Annotated in this window: 19 protein-coding genes, 1 riboswitch and 1 other annotated feature; of the genes, 5 read left to right on the forward strand and 14 right to left on the reverse strand. The window is 40.5% G+C overall.

The genetic code is table 11. The features are described 5' to 3' along the window. Positions 1 to 12 precede the first annotated feature (12 nt). Positions 13 to 229: a binding site (T-box leader), on the forward strand. A gap of 48 nt (positions 230 to 277) precedes the next feature. Next, complete coding sequence (gene argS / locus ABES52_RS12505; RefSeq protein WP_429651487.1) at positions 278 to 1,960, forward strand: arginine--tRNA ligase; 1,683 nt, start codon at positions 278 to 280, stop codon at positions 1,958 to 1,960. Positions 1,961 to 2,068: 108 nt separating this feature from the next. Continuing rightward, positions 2,069 to 2,650, forward strand: coding sequence for a YqaA family protein (locus tag ABES52_RS12510; RefSeq protein ID WP_429651488.1), 582 nt, complete (start codon positions 2,069 to 2,071; stop codon positions 2,648 to 2,650). 568 nt (positions 2,651 to 3,218) lie between these two features. Here the strand turns inward: ABES52_RS12510 and ABES52_RS12515 are convergent. The 5 genes from ABES52_RS12515 to ABES52_RS12535 form a co-directional block, all read right to left on the reverse strand. After that, on the reverse strand, positions 3,219 to 3,503 hold the full coding sequence (locus ABES52_RS12515; RefSeq protein WP_429651489.1) for a hypothetical protein: 285 nt from the start codon (positions 3,501 to 3,503) through the stop codon (positions 3,219 to 3,221). A 393-nt stretch (positions 3,504 to 3,896) separates the two neighbouring features. Then, positions 3,897 to 4,037, reverse strand: coding sequence for an Lmo0850 family protein (locus ABES52_RS12520; RefSeq protein ID WP_429651514.1), 141 nt, complete (start codon positions 4,035 to 4,037; stop codon positions 3,897 to 3,899). A gap of 198 nt (positions 4,038 to 4,235) precedes the next feature. Beyond that, positions 4,236 to 4,685 carry a transporter gene (locus ABES52_RS12525; protein ID WP_429651490.1) on the reverse strand — a complete coding sequence of 150 codons (450 nt, stop codon included), beginning with the start codon at positions 4,683 to 4,685 and terminating at the stop codon, positions 4,236 to 4,238. A gap of 187 nt (positions 4,686 to 4,872) precedes the next feature. Next, complete coding sequence (locus tag ABES52_RS12530) at positions 4,873 to 5,367, reverse strand: hypothetical protein (RefSeq protein WP_429651491.1); 495 nt, start codon at positions 5,365 to 5,367, stop codon at positions 4,873 to 4,875. Positions 5,368 to 5,403: 36 nt separating this feature from the next. Then, positions 5,404 to 6,069 carry a haloacid dehalogenase type II gene (locus tag ABES52_RS12535; protein WP_429651492.1) on the reverse strand — a complete coding sequence of 222 codons (666 nt, stop codon included), beginning with the start codon at positions 6,067 to 6,069 and terminating at the stop codon, positions 5,404 to 5,406. A gap of 497 nt (positions 6,070 to 6,566) precedes the next feature. On the opposite strand from ABES52_RS12535, the gene shc reads away from it, so the two are divergent. Further along, the gene (shc, locus tag ABES52_RS12540) at positions 6,567 to 8,414 is read left to right on the forward strand and encodes a squalene--hopene cyclase (protein WP_429651493.1); all 1,848 of its coding nucleotides are present in this window, start codon (positions 6,567 to 6,569) and stop codon (positions 8,412 to 8,414) included. A 180-nt stretch (positions 8,415 to 8,594) separates the two neighbouring features. Here the strand turns inward: shc and ABES52_RS12545 are convergent, their stop codons facing one another. Continuing rightward, the gene (locus ABES52_RS12545) at positions 8,595 to 8,747 is read right to left on the reverse strand and encodes a hypothetical protein (protein WP_429651494.1); all 153 of its coding nucleotides are present in this window, start codon (positions 8,745 to 8,747) and stop codon (positions 8,595 to 8,597) included. A gap of 50 nt (positions 8,748 to 8,797) precedes the next feature. Then, positions 8,798 to 8,899: riboswitch (purine riboswitch) on the forward strand. Positions 8,900 to 9,011: 112 nt separating this feature from the next. Between ABES52_RS12545 and ade the strand changes: the two genes are divergently transcribed. Both ade and ABES52_RS12555 read left to right on the forward strand, forming a co-directional pair. Next, positions 9,012 to 10,718: an adenine deaminase gene (gene ade / locus ABES52_RS12550; protein ID WP_429651495.1), complete on the forward strand. Its 1,707-nt coding sequence runs from the start codon at positions 9,012 to 9,014 to the stop codon at positions 10,716 to 10,718. Between the two features lie 111 nt (positions 10,719 to 10,829). Beyond that, positions 10,830 to 11,231, forward strand: coding sequence for a thiol-disulfide oxidoreductase DCC family protein (locus ABES52_RS12555; protein WP_429651496.1), 402 nt, complete (start codon positions 10,830 to 10,832; stop codon positions 11,229 to 11,231). A gap of 72 nt (positions 11,232 to 11,303) precedes the next feature. Here ABES52_RS12555 and ABES52_RS12560 read toward each other — a convergent pair whose 3' ends face one another. The 8 genes from ABES52_RS12560 to ABES52_RS12595 form a co-directional block, all read right to left on the reverse strand. After that, positions 11,304 to 11,858, reverse strand: coding sequence for a GGDEF domain-containing protein (locus ABES52_RS12560; protein WP_429651497.1), 555 nt, complete (start codon positions 11,856 to 11,858; stop codon positions 11,304 to 11,306). A 48-nt stretch (positions 11,859 to 11,906) separates the two neighbouring features. Next, entirely contained in the window at positions 11,907 to 12,248 is a 342-nt protein-coding gene (locus ABES52_RS12565) for a hypothetical protein (protein ID WP_429651498.1), read from the reverse strand. Positions 12,249 to 12,380: 132 nt separating this feature from the next. Beyond that, the gene (locus ABES52_RS12570) at positions 12,381 to 13,703 is read right to left on the reverse strand and encodes a TrkH family potassium uptake protein (protein WP_429651499.1); all 1,323 of its coding nucleotides are present in this window, start codon (positions 13,701 to 13,703) and stop codon (positions 12,381 to 12,383) included. Between the two features lie 422 nt (positions 13,704 to 14,125). Further along, positions 14,126 to 14,680 carry an LOG family protein gene (locus tag ABES52_RS12575; RefSeq protein ID WP_429651500.1) on the reverse strand — a complete coding sequence of 185 codons (555 nt, stop codon included), beginning with the start codon at positions 14,678 to 14,680 and terminating at the stop codon, positions 14,126 to 14,128. Positions 14,681 to 14,823: 143 nt separating this feature from the next. Next, positions 14,824 to 15,582, reverse strand: a complete 759-nt coding sequence (locus ABES52_RS12580; RefSeq protein ID WP_429651501.1) for a nucleoside phosphorylase — start codon at positions 15,580 to 15,582, stop codon at positions 14,824 to 14,826. A gap of 34 nt (positions 15,583 to 15,616) precedes the next feature. Continuing rightward, complete coding sequence (locus ABES52_RS12585) at positions 15,617 to 16,249, reverse strand: hypothetical protein (RefSeq protein ID WP_429651502.1); 633 nt, start codon at positions 16,247 to 16,249, stop codon at positions 15,617 to 15,619. A 53-nt stretch (positions 16,250 to 16,302) separates the two neighbouring features. Beyond that, entirely contained in the window at positions 16,303 to 17,529 is a 1,227-nt protein-coding gene (locus ABES52_RS12590) for an MFS transporter (RefSeq protein ID WP_429651503.1), read from the reverse strand. A 243-nt stretch (positions 17,530 to 17,772) separates the two neighbouring features. Then, the gene (locus ABES52_RS12595) at positions 17,773 to 18,246 is read right to left on the reverse strand and encodes a tetratricopeptide repeat protein (RefSeq protein WP_429651504.1); all 474 of its coding nucleotides are present in this window, start codon (positions 18,244 to 18,246) and stop codon (positions 17,773 to 17,775) included. Between the last annotated feature and the right edge of the window lie 6 nt (positions 18,247 to 18,252).

The raw sequence follows: 18,252 nt of genomic DNA on the forward strand, positions 1-18,252 counted from the left end.
GGAAACAATAGGGAAACATCGGTGAAGAAGAGAGTAGTGAATAGGGGATTAAGAGCGAGCTAGGGATGGTGGAAGCCTAGTATGAACCTATTTATGAAGCGCACTTCGGAGATGCTGGTCCGAACCAGTAGTAGGGTCAGACGGTACAACCCGTTATCACTTGTCAAGTGGTCATCTTTTCTCAAGATGGCAAAAAGAGTGGCACCGCGAGAGTATGCTCGTCTCTTTCTGAAGAGGCGAGCTTTTTTATTTACGAAAAGAAAGGGAGCGTTTGTTTATGAACTTACACGTCTTATTCGCTGAACAATTAGCCGAAGTTTTACCTGATCATTGGACAAAAGATAAAATTGAATCGTTGATTGAAACACCGAAGCAGTTGTCGCATGGCGATGTCGCCTTTCCATGTTTTCAGTTAGCAAAAGAGTTCCGTCAATCACCGGCCGACATTGCCAAAATGATTGCTAGCAAGCTCACCTCTCCTCTCTTTAAAAAAGTAGAAGCCGTCGGTCTGTACGTGAATGTCTTTTTCGATAAGTCGGTTGGAAATTCAGTCGTGAACACGATTTTACAAGAGCAACATAGATACGGTTCGCATACGTTTGGCCAAAACAAAACCGTCGTCATTGATATGTCTTCACCTAATATTGCAAAACCATTTTCCATGGGACATCTACGCTCAACTGTTATCGGTCAATCCATTGCCCTCCTTGCTGAAAAATGTGGATTCCGTACGGTAAAAATTAATCACCTTGGGGATTGGGGGACACAATTTGGAAAGCTCATTACCGCGTATCGCCTGTGGGGAAATGAAGCGGAAGTAAAGGAAAAGCCAATTGCCTCCCTGTTTCAATTGTATGTACGTTTTCACGATGAAGCAGCTAAAGATAAGAGCCTAGAAGATGTAGCACGAAAAACGTTTAAAGCATTAGAGGATGGAGATGAGGAGGCACTACTATTATGGAAATGGTTTCGAGATGAGTCGTTACAAGCATTTAAGCAAATCTATGAGCTGTTAAACGTCTCCTTCGATTCGTATCACGGAGAAGCTTTTTATAACGATAAAATGGAAGAAGTCATCGAATTACTAAAACAGCATCAATTGCTTGTGTTATCGGACGGAGCCGAGGTCGTTGATTTAGCGGATGAACAGCTGCCACCGTGCTTAATTAAAAAGTCAGATGGAGCTACGTTATATGCCACCCGAGACTTGGCTGCCGCACTCTATCGTCAACGTGAATATAAGTTCGACCAAGCCATTTATGTCGTCGGTCATGAACAATCCATACATTTTCAACAAATTTTTGCGGTGTTAAAAAAGCTCGGATTCGACTGGGCGAAAAACATGGTTCACGTCCCGTTCGGCTTGTATTTAAAAGATGGGAAAAAGATGTCTACTCGAAAAGGACGAGTCATATTATTAGAAGAGGTGTTACACGAAGCCATCCAATTAGCGAAAGAAAACATCGAAAGGAAAAACCCGCATTTACCGAACAAAGAAAAAGTGGCCAAAGCGGTAGGAGTTGGCGCGATCGTCTTTCACGATTTAAAAAGCGATCGAATGAACTCCATCGAATTTTCATTAGAAGATATGCTTCATTTTGAAGGAGAAACAGGTCCGTATGTCCAATATACACATGCGCGTGCCCATTCCCTTTTACGGAAACATTCGTTGGCCTCCTATGAATATACTGGATTATCTGATGAGGATAGTTGGGAAATAGTAAAACTTCTTCAGTCCTTCCCAGTTGTAATTGAAGAAGCGTACAAACAACTGGCTCCACATTTAATCGCGAAATACGTGATCCAGCTGGCACAGGCATTCAACAAATATTATGGGAAAGTTCGCATTCTTGCAAACGATGAGGAGCTTCCTTCCCGTCTGGCACTTGTGAAGGCCGTCACCATTGTTTTAGCAGAAGGCCTTCGATTGTTACGCATTCAAGCACCAAATGAGATGTAAAGCCCTTTACATCTCTTTTTTCCGATATGAACTGTAGGTGACGCTTTGATTAAAAGATGATATACTTCTCATGAACAAAAACGAGAGTAAAAGGAGATTTTTTAACATATGTCAGAGTTGATTCATCACATTGAACAATGGTTATTAGAGTTTGGTGTCATCGGACTATTTTTCGTTTCTTTTGCGGATTCATCGTTCTTTCCAATTCCTCCGGATGTGTTGCTCATTCCGATTAGCTTAGCCCAGCCGGAAAAAGCATTATGGTTTGCGTTTATCACGACGGTTGCCTCTGTCCTTGGGGCACTCTTAGGTTGGTATATTGGTAAAAAACTAGGGCGACCAGTATTACGGTATATCATTTCCGAAGAGCGGATTGTGAAAGTAGAAGACTATTTTCAAAAGTACGGTTCGATGGCTATTTTAATTGCGGGACTCACCCCGATTCCTTATAAAGTATTTACGATTTTTTCAGGGATTTCGAACATTAAAATTCGTACATTAGTTTTCTGGTCGGTCATAGGACGCGGCATACGATTTTTCCTAGAAGCAATCATTATCTTAACGCTTGGTGCGAAAGCAAAGCCATTTATCGAGGAAAACTTTACGCTTCTCACGGTTGTCGGTGGAGTGGTGATTATTGCCGTCTTCCTTATTTACAAATGGCTTCAGCGAAAAAAGTCAATCGTATAGAGGGCGTTTCGATTACGCCCTCTTTTTTTATAGGCTATGTATATGTTGTTGATTTTTAGCATGTTATTTACATGAAGCGAAAGGCGGCGACTCTCAGCGAAAACAGCAAGCCAAGCAAGACCCATACTTGAGCGTAGCGAGGGAAGCGGCTTGCGGCTTGCGGCTTGCCCGCGGAAAGCGTCCGCCACAAGCGAAATGTATACATATCAACAGTATCGTTTAACAGAGCCTTTCTATAAAGAAAAATTGTTGAATCTAACTTTTGGTTACCAACGTAAATAATATTAGTAAAAAGAAAGGGGAGATGGCGTTGATGAATGAGAATTGCCCTAAGTGTAATGGTACAGAATTTGCCGAGGGTACCGACTTCATACCAATCAAACCGTTAGATAAAAAATTAACCATATCTACGTATTCGAACAAAATTTTTACTTTTTGCCTTAATTGTGGAGAAGTTGTTTCGATTAGAATAGAAAATCCGAATAAGTTTCGTTAATAGCTTTCTCTTCGTCCCGTACGAATGTGCATACAAAAAACGTTATTCGACAAGGAATAACGTTTACACACATTAAGCCGGAAACTGGTCATCTGTAGATGCTACCTTGATAGCGTCATAGGCTAGCTGTAACCGCCCTTTTATATACGCTTGAGGATCATACGCCACATAATGCCCTTTTAACCGATGCATTTCAATGTCGGCAAACGTACCTAGCACACGACATACATGATCAAGGGCTTTTTTCAAATTTTCCACTTCTGTGTAATAGTGACGATTCATACACGTATACGAAATTTCATCTGCTGTTCGACGAATATCTTTTAATGTCTCCATATCAAACATCGCCTGATTCATTGCATCCCCTCCCTATTTTATGTATATCTTTGATGCTCCCATTTTATGAAACGAATTGAAATCGGATTCATCATTCTGTTCCTAGTGAGTGCTAAATTAGATATTTATTTTTGTGTTTTTTTTACATACGTGGGGGAATTTAGGTGAAAAAAGTGGTCGATTCGGTGCAAATATCTCCTTGTTGAACAGACCAACTACCCTAGTTTTCTATTTTTTATGAAACGTTAGGTGATTTTTTGCAAAAATGCCTCGATTACGATAAACTAATCGATTTTAATCGATAATAAGAGCTGAATACTTTGAATACTGCTTCTTGGATAGCAATATGTATTGCCTTTTTTTAGGTGTATTCGCTGCCATAAGTAAAAAGAAAAAACACTAGGTGATTGGCACCTAGTGTCCCTTACTATAAAAATCGTGCTTTAGGGATGATGGTAAGGTGGTCCATGTTTTGATACTTTTAATAACATCTAATCTTGATTTTGTCTTGGAAATTTTAACGCCTACCTGGGAGAACTTCTGAACTAACTGCATTAATTTTTGCTGATACGAATCCAATTACTACCACTCTCCTACATTCCCCTCTACAAGGATGTATCTATGTATACGAAAACGAACGTTAAAAGTTTCATAAAAATATTCACTAACGTAAAAAGTTAACCTGTACTTGCACAAATAGAAGCTTCCTTACTCAACCGACCGGAAGCCTCTATTCGTCCCGTTAATACATTTTTAAAAACATTGAAACGACCGAATTCGTCTCGTATCCATTCCGTAGTAACCCCAGTAAGATCCATACCATCTCCAACCGGCCACTGAGGTTCGGCCGATATACGTTGGGTAAAACCAAAACGACCTTCGATTAGTTAAGGTGACATAGGTGTATTTGTTTAAACATCCGTAAAAGGCACCTGGGTCAACGGCTTGTAAACTTGGTCCTTCTTGCACTTGAGGGGTAAACGACGGCGGTGGTGAACTTGGTGGGCCTCCAAATCCTTGCTGTTGTCCCCCTCCAGGAAAAGGAACTAAACTAGGTGGTGGGCCAAATCCTGGTTGTTGCCCCGCTCCAGATGGTGGAGTCGTCGGATAACCACCGTATCCTGTTTGATCATATGGTGGATAACTTGGCTGTCCCAATTGACCAAGAAAATAATCTAATGGATTAAACTGACGATGATACATGGGCATTCCCTCTCTTCTTTTTTCCTTCCCTTTACCTTATGCAAAGGAAAAAGATATGTGCGAAATCCCATGTTCATTGTCTGCATCTACTTAAAATCTTTCATGTAGTATTTCTTTATCCATTAACGTGAGTTTATAAAGAAACGCCTGTGGGAATTTATTCTTCTTTATTAATTCGACAATGTTATCATTGGTAAACCCAAACTCGTAGCTCTTTCCCATTTCGGTTAGTACAATGGACTTGATACACGGGAACCTCTCTTTCAAGAATGATAGTTTCACCAATTAGAGTACTAGTTATCCGTCCCATTTCAAGATGATTCGGAATGAGTCCGACTTTATATGAAGAAGATCTACCTATCCGCCCAACAGAAATTTCAAGAGCATCCTCGTTGTCTAGGTCTCGATCTCCAAAAAGCATAAGAAACTTCAAATTATCTTCTGCTCCATAGTCCATAAATTTCATCGTATCAACGAGTTCGCCGTCGATATATTCTTCAATTTCGTATAAAATTCCGACATTGGAATGAAGGTTTCCTTGTAAGATATAGCCGGTTGCATTTAAGTGGGTTACACTTAAAATTCGAAATTCATTCTCATCAAACGTATAAGGCTTCAGTTGTAAAGAAGATACATCCTGTTCGGAACAACTTGCGACAAAAAAAAAGCATACTTCCCACAAAGAACAATTGAAATCTTCGTAACATTGATCTTTCTCTCACTTTCTTAACAATGTCGATAAGCTAGAAAGGTCATCAACCACGTAATCTGGTTCCACATCAAGTTCATCAAAAGGCAGTCCTGCGCGATTTACCCACACCGTTTGAAAGCCGAAGTTTTTCGCTCCGGCAATATCCCACGCATTTGCGGACATAAACAAGATGTGTTCTCTTCCAACCCCTAACCGATGGACAACATGCTGATACACCATTGGTGACGGTTTGTACTGCTTAATTTCATCTACGCTAATAACTTCATCAAAATATACTTCAAACCCAGCATGAGCTAATAATGGAGTTAGCATCGATGCAGGTCCATTTGAAAAAATGGCCCGAGTTTTGTTGGAAAGGGCGGCTAACGTTTCCTTGACTTCTGGAAACGGTGTTAATCGTTCGTATTGATTGAGGAGCTCCTTTTCTGCTTCTGGTGTTAACTCCACCTGCTCGAACCGACACGCATAGCGTAACGCTTGTTTTGTAATGACATCAAATGGCACATAGTTTTTCATTACCTGTCGTAAAAAAGCATATTCAAGCTGCTTCTGTCTCCAACGTTCACTCACTTTTGGACCTTTCTCCCCAAACAAAGACCGACACGTTTCCGTTACCGAAAAGACATCAAAAAGCGTTCCGTACAGATCAAAAACAAGCGCATCTACTTTCATCAATTTCATCCTTTCTACCAATATAAATCAGATTACTGCATATAAATAACGCAATTGAGGTTCATAAAATTTTGTTGGGGTAAACAAAGAAGAGGTATTGGTATATGGTAGTTAACAGCTTCCTTGGAAGTTAAAGATTAATTTGTACATACGATTTATGGCGGGCTATAACACGATTAATTACGTGTTCACCGATAAAACTACTCAGTATCGCCATAAAAAACATGTGCATCGTATCCATTACAACCCTATTTTGTTTCAATTCCTTTTGTTGGAAGTATTTTTTTATTCATTATATCATTTTTTTCCAGCGAACTATGTTCAATTGCCTTTTCATTCCTCGATAGCTCCAAAAAATAGCAATGACGGTCTTTTTAGTTTATGCCCTTTTCTCAATAAAGAATTTCTTCTATGGAAGTACCAGAGTTGGATATAATGCCCCTTCCTTTGGAATATGGTGTTAACAGATACTACCTCAAAGGATGGAGGGCTTCAATTTGAGTACGGAAGAAATACAGAGAATTATCCAACAAACATTACCTTATCAGGCAGACGACGGTTCGTTTCGCTTCTGCTTTGAAAATGGTATTTTAACAGACGCGTATACGATAATATTATTACGGATGCTAGAATACCCGTATGATGGACTGATTGAGCAGCTCGTAGACCGGTTATGGAAAAAACAAACGGAAGATGGAACTTGGAAGTGGTATGACGATGAAGGAGAAGGAAATGTGTCCGCAACAATTGAGGCTTATTTTGCGCTCCGCTATGCGGGGATATCTCCTTCTCACCCGAAGCTTCGCTTAGCCGAGCAATTTATTCGTAAAGAAGGAGGAATCAATCAAGCCCACTCGTTAACAAAAGTGATGCTTGCCATGAATGGACAGTACGATTGGTCCAAAGAGTGGACCGTTCCGATAGAAGTGTTGCTTTTACCAGACTGGTCTCCGTTTCAATTTCAGGATTTAGTCAGTTCTGCCCGTGTTCATATAGCACCCATTCTCGTTTGCGCGAATCAACATTTTTCGATAACAACAAACGAAACACCTAACATTCGTCCCATTCTTGGTTCTACCACTTTTCGGTCCTTTGATGAAGTAATAGATTTCTTCGAACAAGCAGTATCTCATCTTTTACTCCTACCTTCTGAACTACATCAAAAAGCATTAAAAACGGCGGAACAATATTTGCTACAACGTATTGAGCCCGACGGAACGCTGTATAGTTATTTCAGTGCAACGTTTTTTATGGTGTACGCCCTGCTTGCTCTTGGATATTCCAAAGACAATCCGGTGATTGTAAAAGCTGTTGACGGACTGATTGAATTTATATGTAACCCCGACGAAACAATCCACGTTCAAAACTCGACCTCAACGGTATGGGATACAGCTTTAATGAGCACAGCCTATCAACAAGCCGGGGTCTCCCCTTGGCACGATTCGTTACGACGTGCCGCCCGATATCTTTTACTGCATCAACAGACAAAATATGGGGATTGGGTGGATCGAAATCCAGACGTTCGTCCTGGTGGTTGGGGATTTTCTGATAGTAATACCATCAATCCAGATAACGATGATTCGGTGGCTGCCTTAACTGCGTTGTATCCATATCAAACGGATGCGAATTATCGAGATGCCTGGTTACGAGGTGCTCATTGGTTAGAGTCGATGCAAAACGATGATGGTGGATTTAGTGCGTTTAATAAAAATACCGACTCCGAATGGGTAACGTTACTTCCGTATGATGGAGCCAAATATGGGTTTTCAGATCCATCAACGGCCGATTTAACCGGTCGTGTCCTTAGTTTTCTTTGCACATATCGGAAAAAGACGCTTCAACATCGTTCGGTGAAATCGGCTGTGCGTTGGTTGCTGCAACATCAAGAACGGAACGGCTCGTGGTACGGGCGCTGGGGTATTTGTTACATTTACGGAACGTGGGCTGCTTTAAAAGGATTGCGGGCTGCTGGAGTTCCCGGCAGTCATACTGCCATTCAACGGGGTGTTCGGTGGCTATTATCGATTCAAAACGAAGACGGTGGCTGGGGCGAATCGTGCCGAAGCGATCATGAAAAGCAGTTCTGCCCTCTCGGTGTAAGCACCCCCTCTCAAACCGCTTGGGCACTTGATGCCTTATTAACATGCCTCGATATAAACGACCGTGCGATTCAGCACGGGATAAAAGCATTAATCAATTTAAATCACGTGAACGATTGGCGCACGAAGTATCCAACAGGCGCTGCTCTCCCTGGAGGCTTTTATATTCATTATCATAGCTATCGTTACGTATGGCCTCTCTTAACGTTGGCGCATTACGAACGAAATCGGAATAAGAATGCTTAAAATGTTCTGCCCGGACGTCATATGGGGAAAATAGATGAACAGGTGGTATGCCTGAATTCAGATTGAATGGATAAGGGTTTATAATTTCGTATTTAGGTTACGTTTTTCGCTATACGGTATGTTGTGAAATGACTGTGGTAGGCGGTTTCGGCTGGTTCGATTGCTGTTTTGACCGGTGGCTTACAGTTTCAGTCGGAGGGCTTGCACTTTCCGCCGATGGGCTTGCACTTTCCACCGATGGGCTTGCACTTTCCGCCGATGGGCTTGCACTTTCCGCCGATGGGCTTGCACTTTCGGCCAATTGGCTTGCACTTTCGGCCAATTGGCTTGCACTTTACGTTTATTTTTCTCTTGTCAAAGTTTGTACTTTTGATTAAACTAAAACACAATATATCTTTTTCCCTCGTATAATTTTGGGAATATGGCCCAAAAGTCTCTACCAAACGACCGTAAATCGTTTGACTACGGGGGTGGTTTGTAATATAGGGACATTGTGTCTTTTTTGCATACCACTCCTTATTGTCAAACTCTAGGAAGGTCCTAGGGTCTTTTTTTATAAGGAGGAGGAATGTTCATGAATCAACAATTGCTTAAAGAATGATCGATGTTAGTGCAAAACGGAAATTAGCTGACGTCGTGATTAAAAATGGAAAGATTGTGAATGTTTTCACTCGTGAAATAATGTCAGGTGATGTGGCCATTTATAAAGGAAAAATTGTCGGCATTGGTTCTTACGAAGGGAAAAAGATGGTCGATGCTGAAGGACGCTACATCTGCCCTGGTTTTATTGATGGACATATTCATATCGAATCTTCATTAGTGACACCGCAAGAGTTTGCTAGAATGTTAGCACCTCATGGCGTCACAACGGCTATTTGTGACCCACACGAAATTGCAAATGTGGCTGGAAAAGAAGGCATTCAATTTATGCTGGATGATGCCAAAGAAGCACCGATTGATTTAAGGTTTATGCTTCCTTCTTGTGTCCCGGCGACGTCGTTTGAACATGCAGGAGCCACTCTATTAGCAGACGATTTAGCCCCATTTTTCTCACACCCTTCCGTTTTAGGATTAGCGGAAGTCATGGATTATCCAGCGGTTTTAACAGGCGAGAAACAGATGCTCGACAAATTAACGATGACGCAAAACGTTACGAATCAAATCGATGGACATGCCGCAGGTTTGAATATAGAAGCACTGAATGTATATCGCACAGCAGGCATTCGAAATGACCATGAGGCTGTAACTGCAGAGGAGGCATTAGACCGGTTACGCTTGGGTTTTTACGTTATGATTCGCCAAGGGTCAGGAGCCAAAGATTTACCTGCATTAATTTCTATCATCAACGAACAAACGGCACGCCGACTTCTATTTTGTACTGATGATAAACATTTAGACGAATTAATTGAAGAAGGGACGATTGACCATAGCATTAGACTCGCCATCCAACATGGAATCGATCCTTTAGTAGCTATTCAAATGGCTACGTTAAACGCCGCCGAATGCTTTGGTCTTTATACAAAAGGGGCCGTTGCACCAGGCTATGAAGCGGACCTTTTACTTCTTAATGACTTAGAAACCATTTCCATCTACCAAGTGTGGCGCAAAGGACAACTCATCGCTCAAAACGGAACGTGTTTTCATAAGAAACAGAACGACAGAACTTTATCCGAGCAACTTACGCAATCTGTTCATTTACCTTCTATAACAAAAGAACAATTGCAAATTCCTGTGAACGATCAAGCTCTTGTCATGGAAATTATTCCAAATACGATTATGACGAAAAAGCGGATTGAATCCGTCACCGTCAAAAATGGGTTGTTCGTCCCTTCTACTGCTCTAGATCAATTAAAAATAACAGTCATTGAACGGCATCACCGGACAGGAAATATCGGTCTTGGAATTGTAAAAGGGATGAAGCTACAACGAGGGGCCATTGCCACAACGATTGCTCACGACTCCCATAACTTAATTGCCGTCGGAACGAACGATGAAGATATGTTAACGTGTATACAAGAAATCGAACGAATGCAAGGGGGCATCGTGGTCGCCGATAACGGAAAAATCATCGGAACTCTACCACTTCATATAGGTGGACTAATGTCTAAACATCCTGCAGAACAAGTCGTTGAAGAGCTTTATCAATTGGAACAAGCGCTTAAAGCTGTTGGGGCACCGACTCATTTCAATCCATTATTAACGCTGTCCTTTTTAGCATTACCTGTGATTCCTGAATTAAAAATTACCGACATGGGCTTATTTGATGTAACGACATTCCAACATATTTCTGTAGCTGTTCAATAATCAAACCCCCACCGTTTCTTATCCAAAAGGAACGGTGGGTTTCTGTTAAAAGGGATGTTCCTACCTATGTTATAATAATCCCGATGATGAATGAAAAAGGAGAGGTTCCTGTTGGTAAAAAAAATTGTCCTGTATGATGGAGATTGCGGCTTATGTAATCGGACTGTACAGTTTGTTTTTCGACACAATCGAACAAAAGACATTTATTTTACTTCATTACAATCACCAACGGGGGTACAACTTTTAGAATCATATGGGCTTCCTACCGATGAGATGGATACGTTCGTATATATACGAAACGAACATGCTTACACACATTCGTCCGGGGCGATTCGTTTATTGACTGATTTAGGTGGGGGTTGGAGAATAAGCGGTTTGTTATTACTTTTTCCTCGTCCATTAAGAGATGCTGTTTATCGATGGGTGGCAAACAACCGACACAAATGGTTTTCGGCATCACCCCAATGCTCGCTTATGACACCAGAGATGAAAAAGCGCCTGTTGGACGTATAAGACAAATTTCCCGATAAGGTATGTCGATTTCCCGAGAAATAATGAAAAACTTGTCGTTGATTGTATTCATTTTTATACAAGTGATTTTCGTATCGATTTTTGTTGATACATATGGTGATCTGCTTTGATATACAGTTGTTCCATTTTACCTCGCGAACTGTTTGTATAGGCGTACCCTATGGACACGTAAATTGGTAAATGCGGATTATTCATATTATGTTTCTCAATTTCACGTTCAATGTTTTGGACTAAATGTTCGACTTCTTTTTCGTCTGGCATCGCTACAAGGAATACAAATTCGTCTCCGCCAATTCGAAACAACGTTGTATGTTCTGAAGTAAAATTTCCGAGTAATTGAGCTGCTTGGCAAAGTAAATCGTCTCCTCGTTTATGGCCAAATTGGTCATTCATTTGTTTTAAGTTATCTAAATCACAAATAATTAAGGATATCGGAAGATTCAACTTCTCATTATATGTATCCATCAATTTATCGAAGTATTGTCGATTATACAATCCCGTTAAACTATCATGAGTGCTTTTGTACTCCAGTTCTTGTTGTAGTTCGATATTTTTTGTGATGTTTCGAATAATTCCTTGAATCGCTACCATTTTTCCTTTTTCATACACCGGAGTAGCGTATTCCTCGAACCATTGATATTTTCCTTCCTTATTTCTCTACCGTTGAATAATTGGCTTTTCATAATCAAGATTTCCAGTCATTTTTTTCAAGAGGGTCTCATAATCGTCAGGATGGATTCGTTCAATTGGTTCGAATGGGTTTTGATAACTATCCTGGACTAACCCTTCTCCTAAGTTCGCGTCTAATGAAGGACTTATATATTTAAATTTCCATTCTGGCTTTAGCTCAAAATAATAGATAATGTCTTTGGAATTTTCTGCCAATTTAAAAATTCGCTCAAGTTCATTTATTCGTTTATTGATTCTACGGGCTTTCGGCAACTGAATCATACGATCAAGTAAAATACCAATAACTATACCTCCAAGTACCCACGACATCGTTGCAGCCCCCTCTATTCGAATAATCCCTCTTTTTATAAAACACCAGAATCACTTGCAGGTCAATCCAATAATTCAATTTTTTGGATATTAATTATTAAAAAAGAAGCAGGAAATCCTGCTCATACTATTTTATCCTGTTAAAATATCCTCTTTAGGATAACGAATGACGACGCTATCCGGTTTTGTCATCGAGTATGCCAACGTAAGGGGTCCAATTTTTCCAATAAACATAACGATAGCAATCACTATTTTCCCAAAAAGAGATAATTGACTTGTGATGCCCATCGACAGCCCTACCGTTCCAAAGGCAGACACCACTTCAAATAGTGTAGCTAAAAAATGGCCTTGTTCAGTAATAGATAATAAAAAGGTGGATAAAGTGATCACCCCTAAGCTAACGATGGCAATCGCAAGCGCTCGAAACACGATCGTATCGCTAATCGATTTACGAAACAATACGACCTCTTTTCTATTTTTCAAAAAGGCAAATACAAATATGGTGATCGCTAAAAAAGTAGTTAATTTAATACCCCCACCCGTTGAAGTACTTCCAGCACCAATGAACATTAAAATCATTATAAAAAACAATGTTGATTCGTTTAAACTTCCAATGTCTACGGAGTTAAATCCAGCTGTTCTTGGAACAATCCCTTGGAAAAACGACGCTTGCAATTTACCGAACCAAGATAAATTTCCAAGTGTATTTTGATATTCTAGTACGAATATGACCACCATGGAAAAAAGGTTTAAAAAAATCGTCCCAAATAGCATTAATTTCGTATGCAGCTTCAATTGGCGAAAGTCCTTTTTTTCCCATAAATCAATTAAAACCGTAAAGCCTAACCCACCAAGAATAATGAGTAAACTAATGATCAAGTTCACAATCGGGTCAGCAACATACTTCGATAAACTGTCAGACCAAATCGAAAATCCCGCATTGTTAAAAGCTGAAATGGAATGAAAGACGGCGACATACATTCCTTCTTTCCAGCCATATTCCGGCACCCAACGTACCGAAAGTGCACAAAAAGCGACGGCTTCGATGATTAAAGAAACGATTATTATTTTTTTCGCTAACGCGACGACCCCACCGATGGACATATGGTTTAACGATTGCTGAATTAACATCCGCTCTTTTACACCAATGCGTTTACCTACCATTAAAAAAATTAACACGGCAAACGTCATGATTCCGATGCCACCGATTTGAATTAACAGTAAAATGACGACTTCCCCAAACGTAGTAAACGTACTTCCGGTATCAACAACAACTAATCCCGTCACAGTCAGGGCAGATACCGTCGTAAAAAACGCATCCACCCACGAAATTTCCTGCTCAACCGCTATTGGTAGCTTTAATAGCACCGTTCCTAGAACGATAAAACTAAATAAAATGAGAGTTAATAACCTAGCCGGATTCATTTTGAAATATTGTCGTTTTTGAAATTCCATAGTTTAACACCTTTACTTGTAGTAGGATTTGTACAACTTTCGAAGGAAGAATAAAGAAATAAATTACTATTATTGTAATGCTTCGTTTATCATTGGACAAATGCTTGATGACTGCCTTTAAGCATTGAGACACAAAGTTTTAGATTTGGCTCAAAAAATCTTGGATTGGGTTTATAGGACAACGCAATTGGCACATTTTTAGCTCAAAGAATCCAAACATTAGCTCAGAAAAATCTGATTTTGGCACATAGAACCCGAAATGGGGCTCATAAATACCGATAGGAACATTGATCCCTATGTTCGGGACATTCAAACTAAATGGCCGAGAGAACATGATTTTGTCCATAAAACTGTTATCATGGCCCTTATTTTTTACTAGACAGTTACCTAAGTCTACTCTTTTTTACTTACGAGCGGCCCAGTCAAACCGTTTCATTATGATACATAGAAAGTCGGTCGAGTAACACTTTCGGGTCGGATTCGACGATAATCAGCGAGCGGCTTTTTTCTTGTAAAAATTGCTGTTCGACCATGTGATCAAACAATGATAGAAGTGGTTCATAATATTGATGAACATTTAGCAAGCCAATTGGTTTTTGATGAATACCTATGACCGCCCATGTAAATACTTCAAAAAATTCCTCCATCGTTCCCGGGCCACCTGGTAAAATGATAAATCCGTCAGCTATACTAGCCATCTTCGCTTTACGCTCGTGCATCGTTTCGACCAGAATTAGCTCCGTCAAATGGGGATGCGAAATTTCTCGCTCATGAAGCACATGAGGCATGACTCCAATCACTTCCCCGCCTTCTTCTATCATCGAATCCGCTACAGCGCCCATAAGGCCCACACTACCTCCACCATAAACAAGCGAAAGTCCTCGTTTCACCAACTCTTTCCCTAACTGAATCGCTCCTTCTCGATATTCAGGAGCCACTCCGTTTCTTGAACCGCAAAATACCGCTAGACGTTTCATATCCTTGTCCTCCATTTTTGTTAAAATCTTTACTTTTTATTTTCACTGAAGGTGATTGCTTTCTCAAGTGCCTCCAAAAAAGAAAAGGATACTTCTCTGGGAAGTATCGTGAACTAAATTTTATTGGACATCTTACTAAGGTCTTAAATTTTTAAACTTTTACATCCGGAAAGATACAGGGCCAATTCCTTTATCCTTTCATTTGTTCTTTCTTTCAATATATTGTTGTTCGTATCAATCGTGAAAAACGTGTCCCCTTTAATGATATGGTCAGAAAGGGTGAGGAGTCCGATGGCTTGCTTGCGAAGTTTTTTCGCCACGGCGAGCGTCGTAGCGGTTTCCATATCGACACCTGCATGGCCACGTTTCGCCCATTGTTGCACTAACTCTTTCGTTTCGACCATAATCGCTCCGGTAGTAAAAACCGTCCCAGTGATATAACGATATCCTCGTTTTTCACAAAAATCAATCGCCTCTTCTACTAAACGAGGATCGGCTTTTACCATCTTTTTTTCTGGTAGGTACCAATGCGAAACACCATCAGCCATTTCAGCGCCAGTCACAATCAAAATATCACCAAACTGCACTTCTTCAGCCAGTCCACCGAAATACCCGGTTTGAATGAACCGCTCCGTCCCAAGGATAGCAAATTGATGCGTAATGACCGCCGCGCTTGGACCCCCAAACACATTTGCAAAACCTATTTGCTGATGACCAATCGTTCCAACGATGGTATTCCAGTGGGGTGCACATGTCCTCGACTCAAACGTTTTTTCCCATTTCGTTAAGATTTTATTATGATCCCACGCTCCATTAATAATCATAGAAGATGGGACATCATGCTCTGCCATTTTAAATGCCTTAAGCCAATCTTCTTTCACAAAATCACCATATAATTTCATCCGTATCTCCTTTATCTACTAAAATTAAAAGTTATCAATCCCTTTTTTCTACTTTTATTTTCACCAAAAGAACAAACGTGTCCTCTTGAATCATACGTTCTACCGCTTCTGGGTCAGAAAGATCATACGTCTCCATACTATTCTCTGTATGGCGAAAGGCCCCTAATATTTTCGTTTCACCTGATGTTAAACGAACCGTCTCTGTACCAACTCCATCCTCCCAACCAGTCATGCCAGATTCAATGATGAATTCCTCTTCTATTTCATGAGGATTAGCTGAAACCCCTGGGCCATAAAGAAAATACAATTGTCCCTCGTCTCCAGGATTGATGATGCCAAATCCTATTGGACCCTCGTCAACTTCTTTTGGGCTTTTCCCAAAAGAAAGTTGTGTGATGGGATGGTCGCTTACTTTTTGTCCATTTTTATACCCTTCCACCCAAATGTCGACCCAACTTTGATCGGCTTGCGGAAGTTTTAGATGAAAATCAAATATGTTACCGAGAGCTAATTGATCAAACGTTTGTTTAAAAACGGAATCCTCATTCAACGAAATGTAAGCGACAATATCTTCATCGGTATCGCTGTTCTCTTGGCATCCGCCAAGAATGGCTAGCATGAACGCTATAAAAAACAATGAACCCAAACGGTAAGATGGTTTGGACAAATCATCACCTCCTTTTTGAATCAGACTGAACCTTGTAAGATGCAGCCTGAACCTTATAAAGAAACTTGCTGTTCACTTTTTTCAATACTCGCGGGAAGATGTTTTTGTTTAACCGTCCAATAAATGGATGCACTTAAAAGTAAAAAGGCCGAAAGATAAAAGGCGACACGGACATCCCACATATCGGCAATAGCTCCAAATAAAAGAGACGAGACCCCAAATGTAAAGGAAATCAAGGTGCTTTGTGCTCCATAAATTTTTGGCAACTTTTCCGGTGCCCCTTCTTTTTGCAAGAGGGTATCAATTCCAATAGACTTCATTTGTTCTACGACCCCTATGAAAAAGCTGAGTGCCAAGGCCAATAACGCCCACTCATTGAGCCCAAACCAAAAAGTAATGCCGCTGACAGAAAATGAGGCAACAAGAATGACCTGTTTCATATGACGTTCGATCAAAGTGGCATACTTAGAACATACAACGCTACCAAGAAGAAGCCCGATAAAGAAGGACGTGTTAATATACCCCCACCAAGCTTCCGTTGCTTGAAGAACCTCTGTCACAAACACATATAAAATTGCCGCAATCCAAACGACATACGCTATCGCCTCAAGAAAAATCACAATATGAATCGTACGAAACAACGGGTGAGACCAAATGATATTCCAACCTTCTTTTAACACATCGCCTGCTTTTTCACGTCGACTTTTCTGAAAAGGGGTCGGATCTACAAGCCCCGTCATCAAAACGGATGAACACACGTATAGGATAAACGTGAACCAAAGAATGTTTGGTCCCCCCATCGCTGCAACGAGTACGCCCCCGAGTCCCCAGCCGCCTAATTGCGTCAACTGCTGAACACCTGAGACCCAACTGTTTGCTTTCACTAGCTCACGTTCATGAACAAGCCGTGGAAGCATCGCTTGTGTAGCTGGCAGCGCCCAACCATCTAAAAAGGCAATGAACGCACCTAACGTTAGAATTACGAACAAGTTCAATTCGGAGGTAACATGCATATCCAAAGCAAGCAAAAGCAATAGGACGGTTTTACTTACTTGTGAACCGACAAGCAAGGATTTTAAAGGAAACCGATTAAACAAAATAGGGGAAATGACCCCGCCTAAAAACCTTCCGAACGTCGTAATAAATGGTAAAAGCGCTAAATAAAACGCCGATTTACTTATTGAATATAAAATGGCGATGAGCCCAACGACATAAAACACGTCACCGAAATTCGCCAGCCCCTGACCAACCCATAAGGAACGAAAAGATTGACTGTTCATCATGACTACCCCTTTTTAATTTATTTTTTGCGTTGAAAAAGGGTAGTTTTTTACACTGGGCGAACACCTCCACTTTGTAAACTTTACAAAATTATAGATGACGCAATTTTTCGAATTTACTAGTTAAAAAATAATTCCCTATTCAGTGATCGGGTAGGATGATGAACAGGTGTCAATCTCCATGTAAAAAAGTCAAACTAGATGAATATAATTACCCAAATCTTCATTTGTTTTTTAAAAAATTTACCAAGTTTCATCCAGATGTTCACCATAATATTGGAGTGCTGTTCTGTATTTGGAAATCCACTTGTCATCGGAGGAATGAATACATACCTTTAGTAATGTAGAAACAGCTTCTGAATGTTCTTCCAAGTTGTACAACGTTAAAGCCATAAATGTTTGAAGGGCTAAGTTTGTTGGAAACTCTTTTATCCCTTTCTTGAATACTTGCTTAGCCTTTTCATACTCACCTATGCATCTGTAACTACTACCTAGTTGAACATACGTGGCCTCACGAAGTTCGCCTTCAATTTGACACACTAGTGCTTGTTCATAATACGGTATCGCTTCTCTTTCTATACCTAACGCATCGTGGGCGGAGGCACAATAAAAGTTAAGTTCGGGATGATCAGGTTGTTTTTCTAATAGTTTTAGAAGCGTTATTCGGGCTTTTTCAAATTCGTTATTTTCTAATAGCTTTTTTAATTCATATAACATCGTATT

The organism is Aeribacillus pallidus, assembly GCF_050478865.1.
Classification (GTDB): Bacteria; Bacillota; Bacilli; order Bacillales; family JACDOC01; genus JACDOC01.

Bases quoted from the DNA above. Each gene is read 5' to 3' on its own strand.
- ABES52_RS12580 (WP_429651501.1), bottom strand. From the start codon at position 15,582: ATGAAATTATATGGTGATTTTGTGAAAGAAGATTGGCTTAAGGCATTT.
- ABES52_RS12575 (WP_429651500.1), bottom strand. From the start codon at position 14,680: ATGAAACGTCTAGCGGTATTTTGCGGTTCAAGAAACGGAGTGGCTCCT.
- ABES52_RS12570 (WP_429651499.1), bottom strand. From the start codon at position 13,703: ATGGAATTTCAAAAACGACAATATTTCAAAATGAATCCGGCTAGGTTA.
- ABES52_RS12520 (WP_429651514.1), bottom strand. From the start codon at position 4,037: ATGCAGTTAGTTCAGAAGTTCTCCCAGGTAGGCGTTAAAATTTCCAAG.
- ABES52_RS12515 (WP_429651489.1), bottom strand. From the start codon at position 3,503: ATGAATCAGGCGATGTTTGATATGGAGACATTAAAAGATATTCGTCGA.
- ABES52_RS12525 (WP_429651490.1), bottom strand. From the start codon at position 4,685: ATGTATCATCGTCAGTTTAATCCATTAGATTATTTTCTTGGTCAATTG.
- ABES52_RS12565 (WP_429651498.1), bottom strand. From the start codon at position 12,248: ATGTCGTGGGTACTTGGAGGTATAGTTATTGGTATTTTACTTGATCGT.
- ABES52_RS12535 (WP_429651492.1), bottom strand. From the start codon at position 6,069: ATGAAAGTAGATGCGCTTGTTTTTGATCTGTACGGAACGCTTTTTGAT.
- ABES52_RS12595 (WP_429651504.1), bottom strand. From the start codon at position 18,246: ATGTTATATGAATTAAAAAAGCTATTAGAAAATAACGAATTTGAAAAA.
- ABES52_RS12590 (WP_429651503.1), bottom strand. From the start codon at position 17,529: ATGAACAGTCAATCTTTTCGTTCCTTATGGGTTGGTCAGGGGCTGGCG.
- ABES52_RS12510 (WP_429651488.1), top strand. From the start codon at position 2,069: ATGTCAGAGTTGATTCATCACATTGAACAATGGTTATTAGAGTTTGGT.
- argS (WP_429651487.1), top strand. From the start codon at position 278: ATGAACTTACACGTCTTATTCGCTGAACAATTAGCCGAAGTTTTACCT.
- ade (WP_429651495.1), top strand. From the start codon at position 9,012: ATGATCGATGTTAGTGCAAAACGGAAATTAGCTGACGTCGTGATTAAA.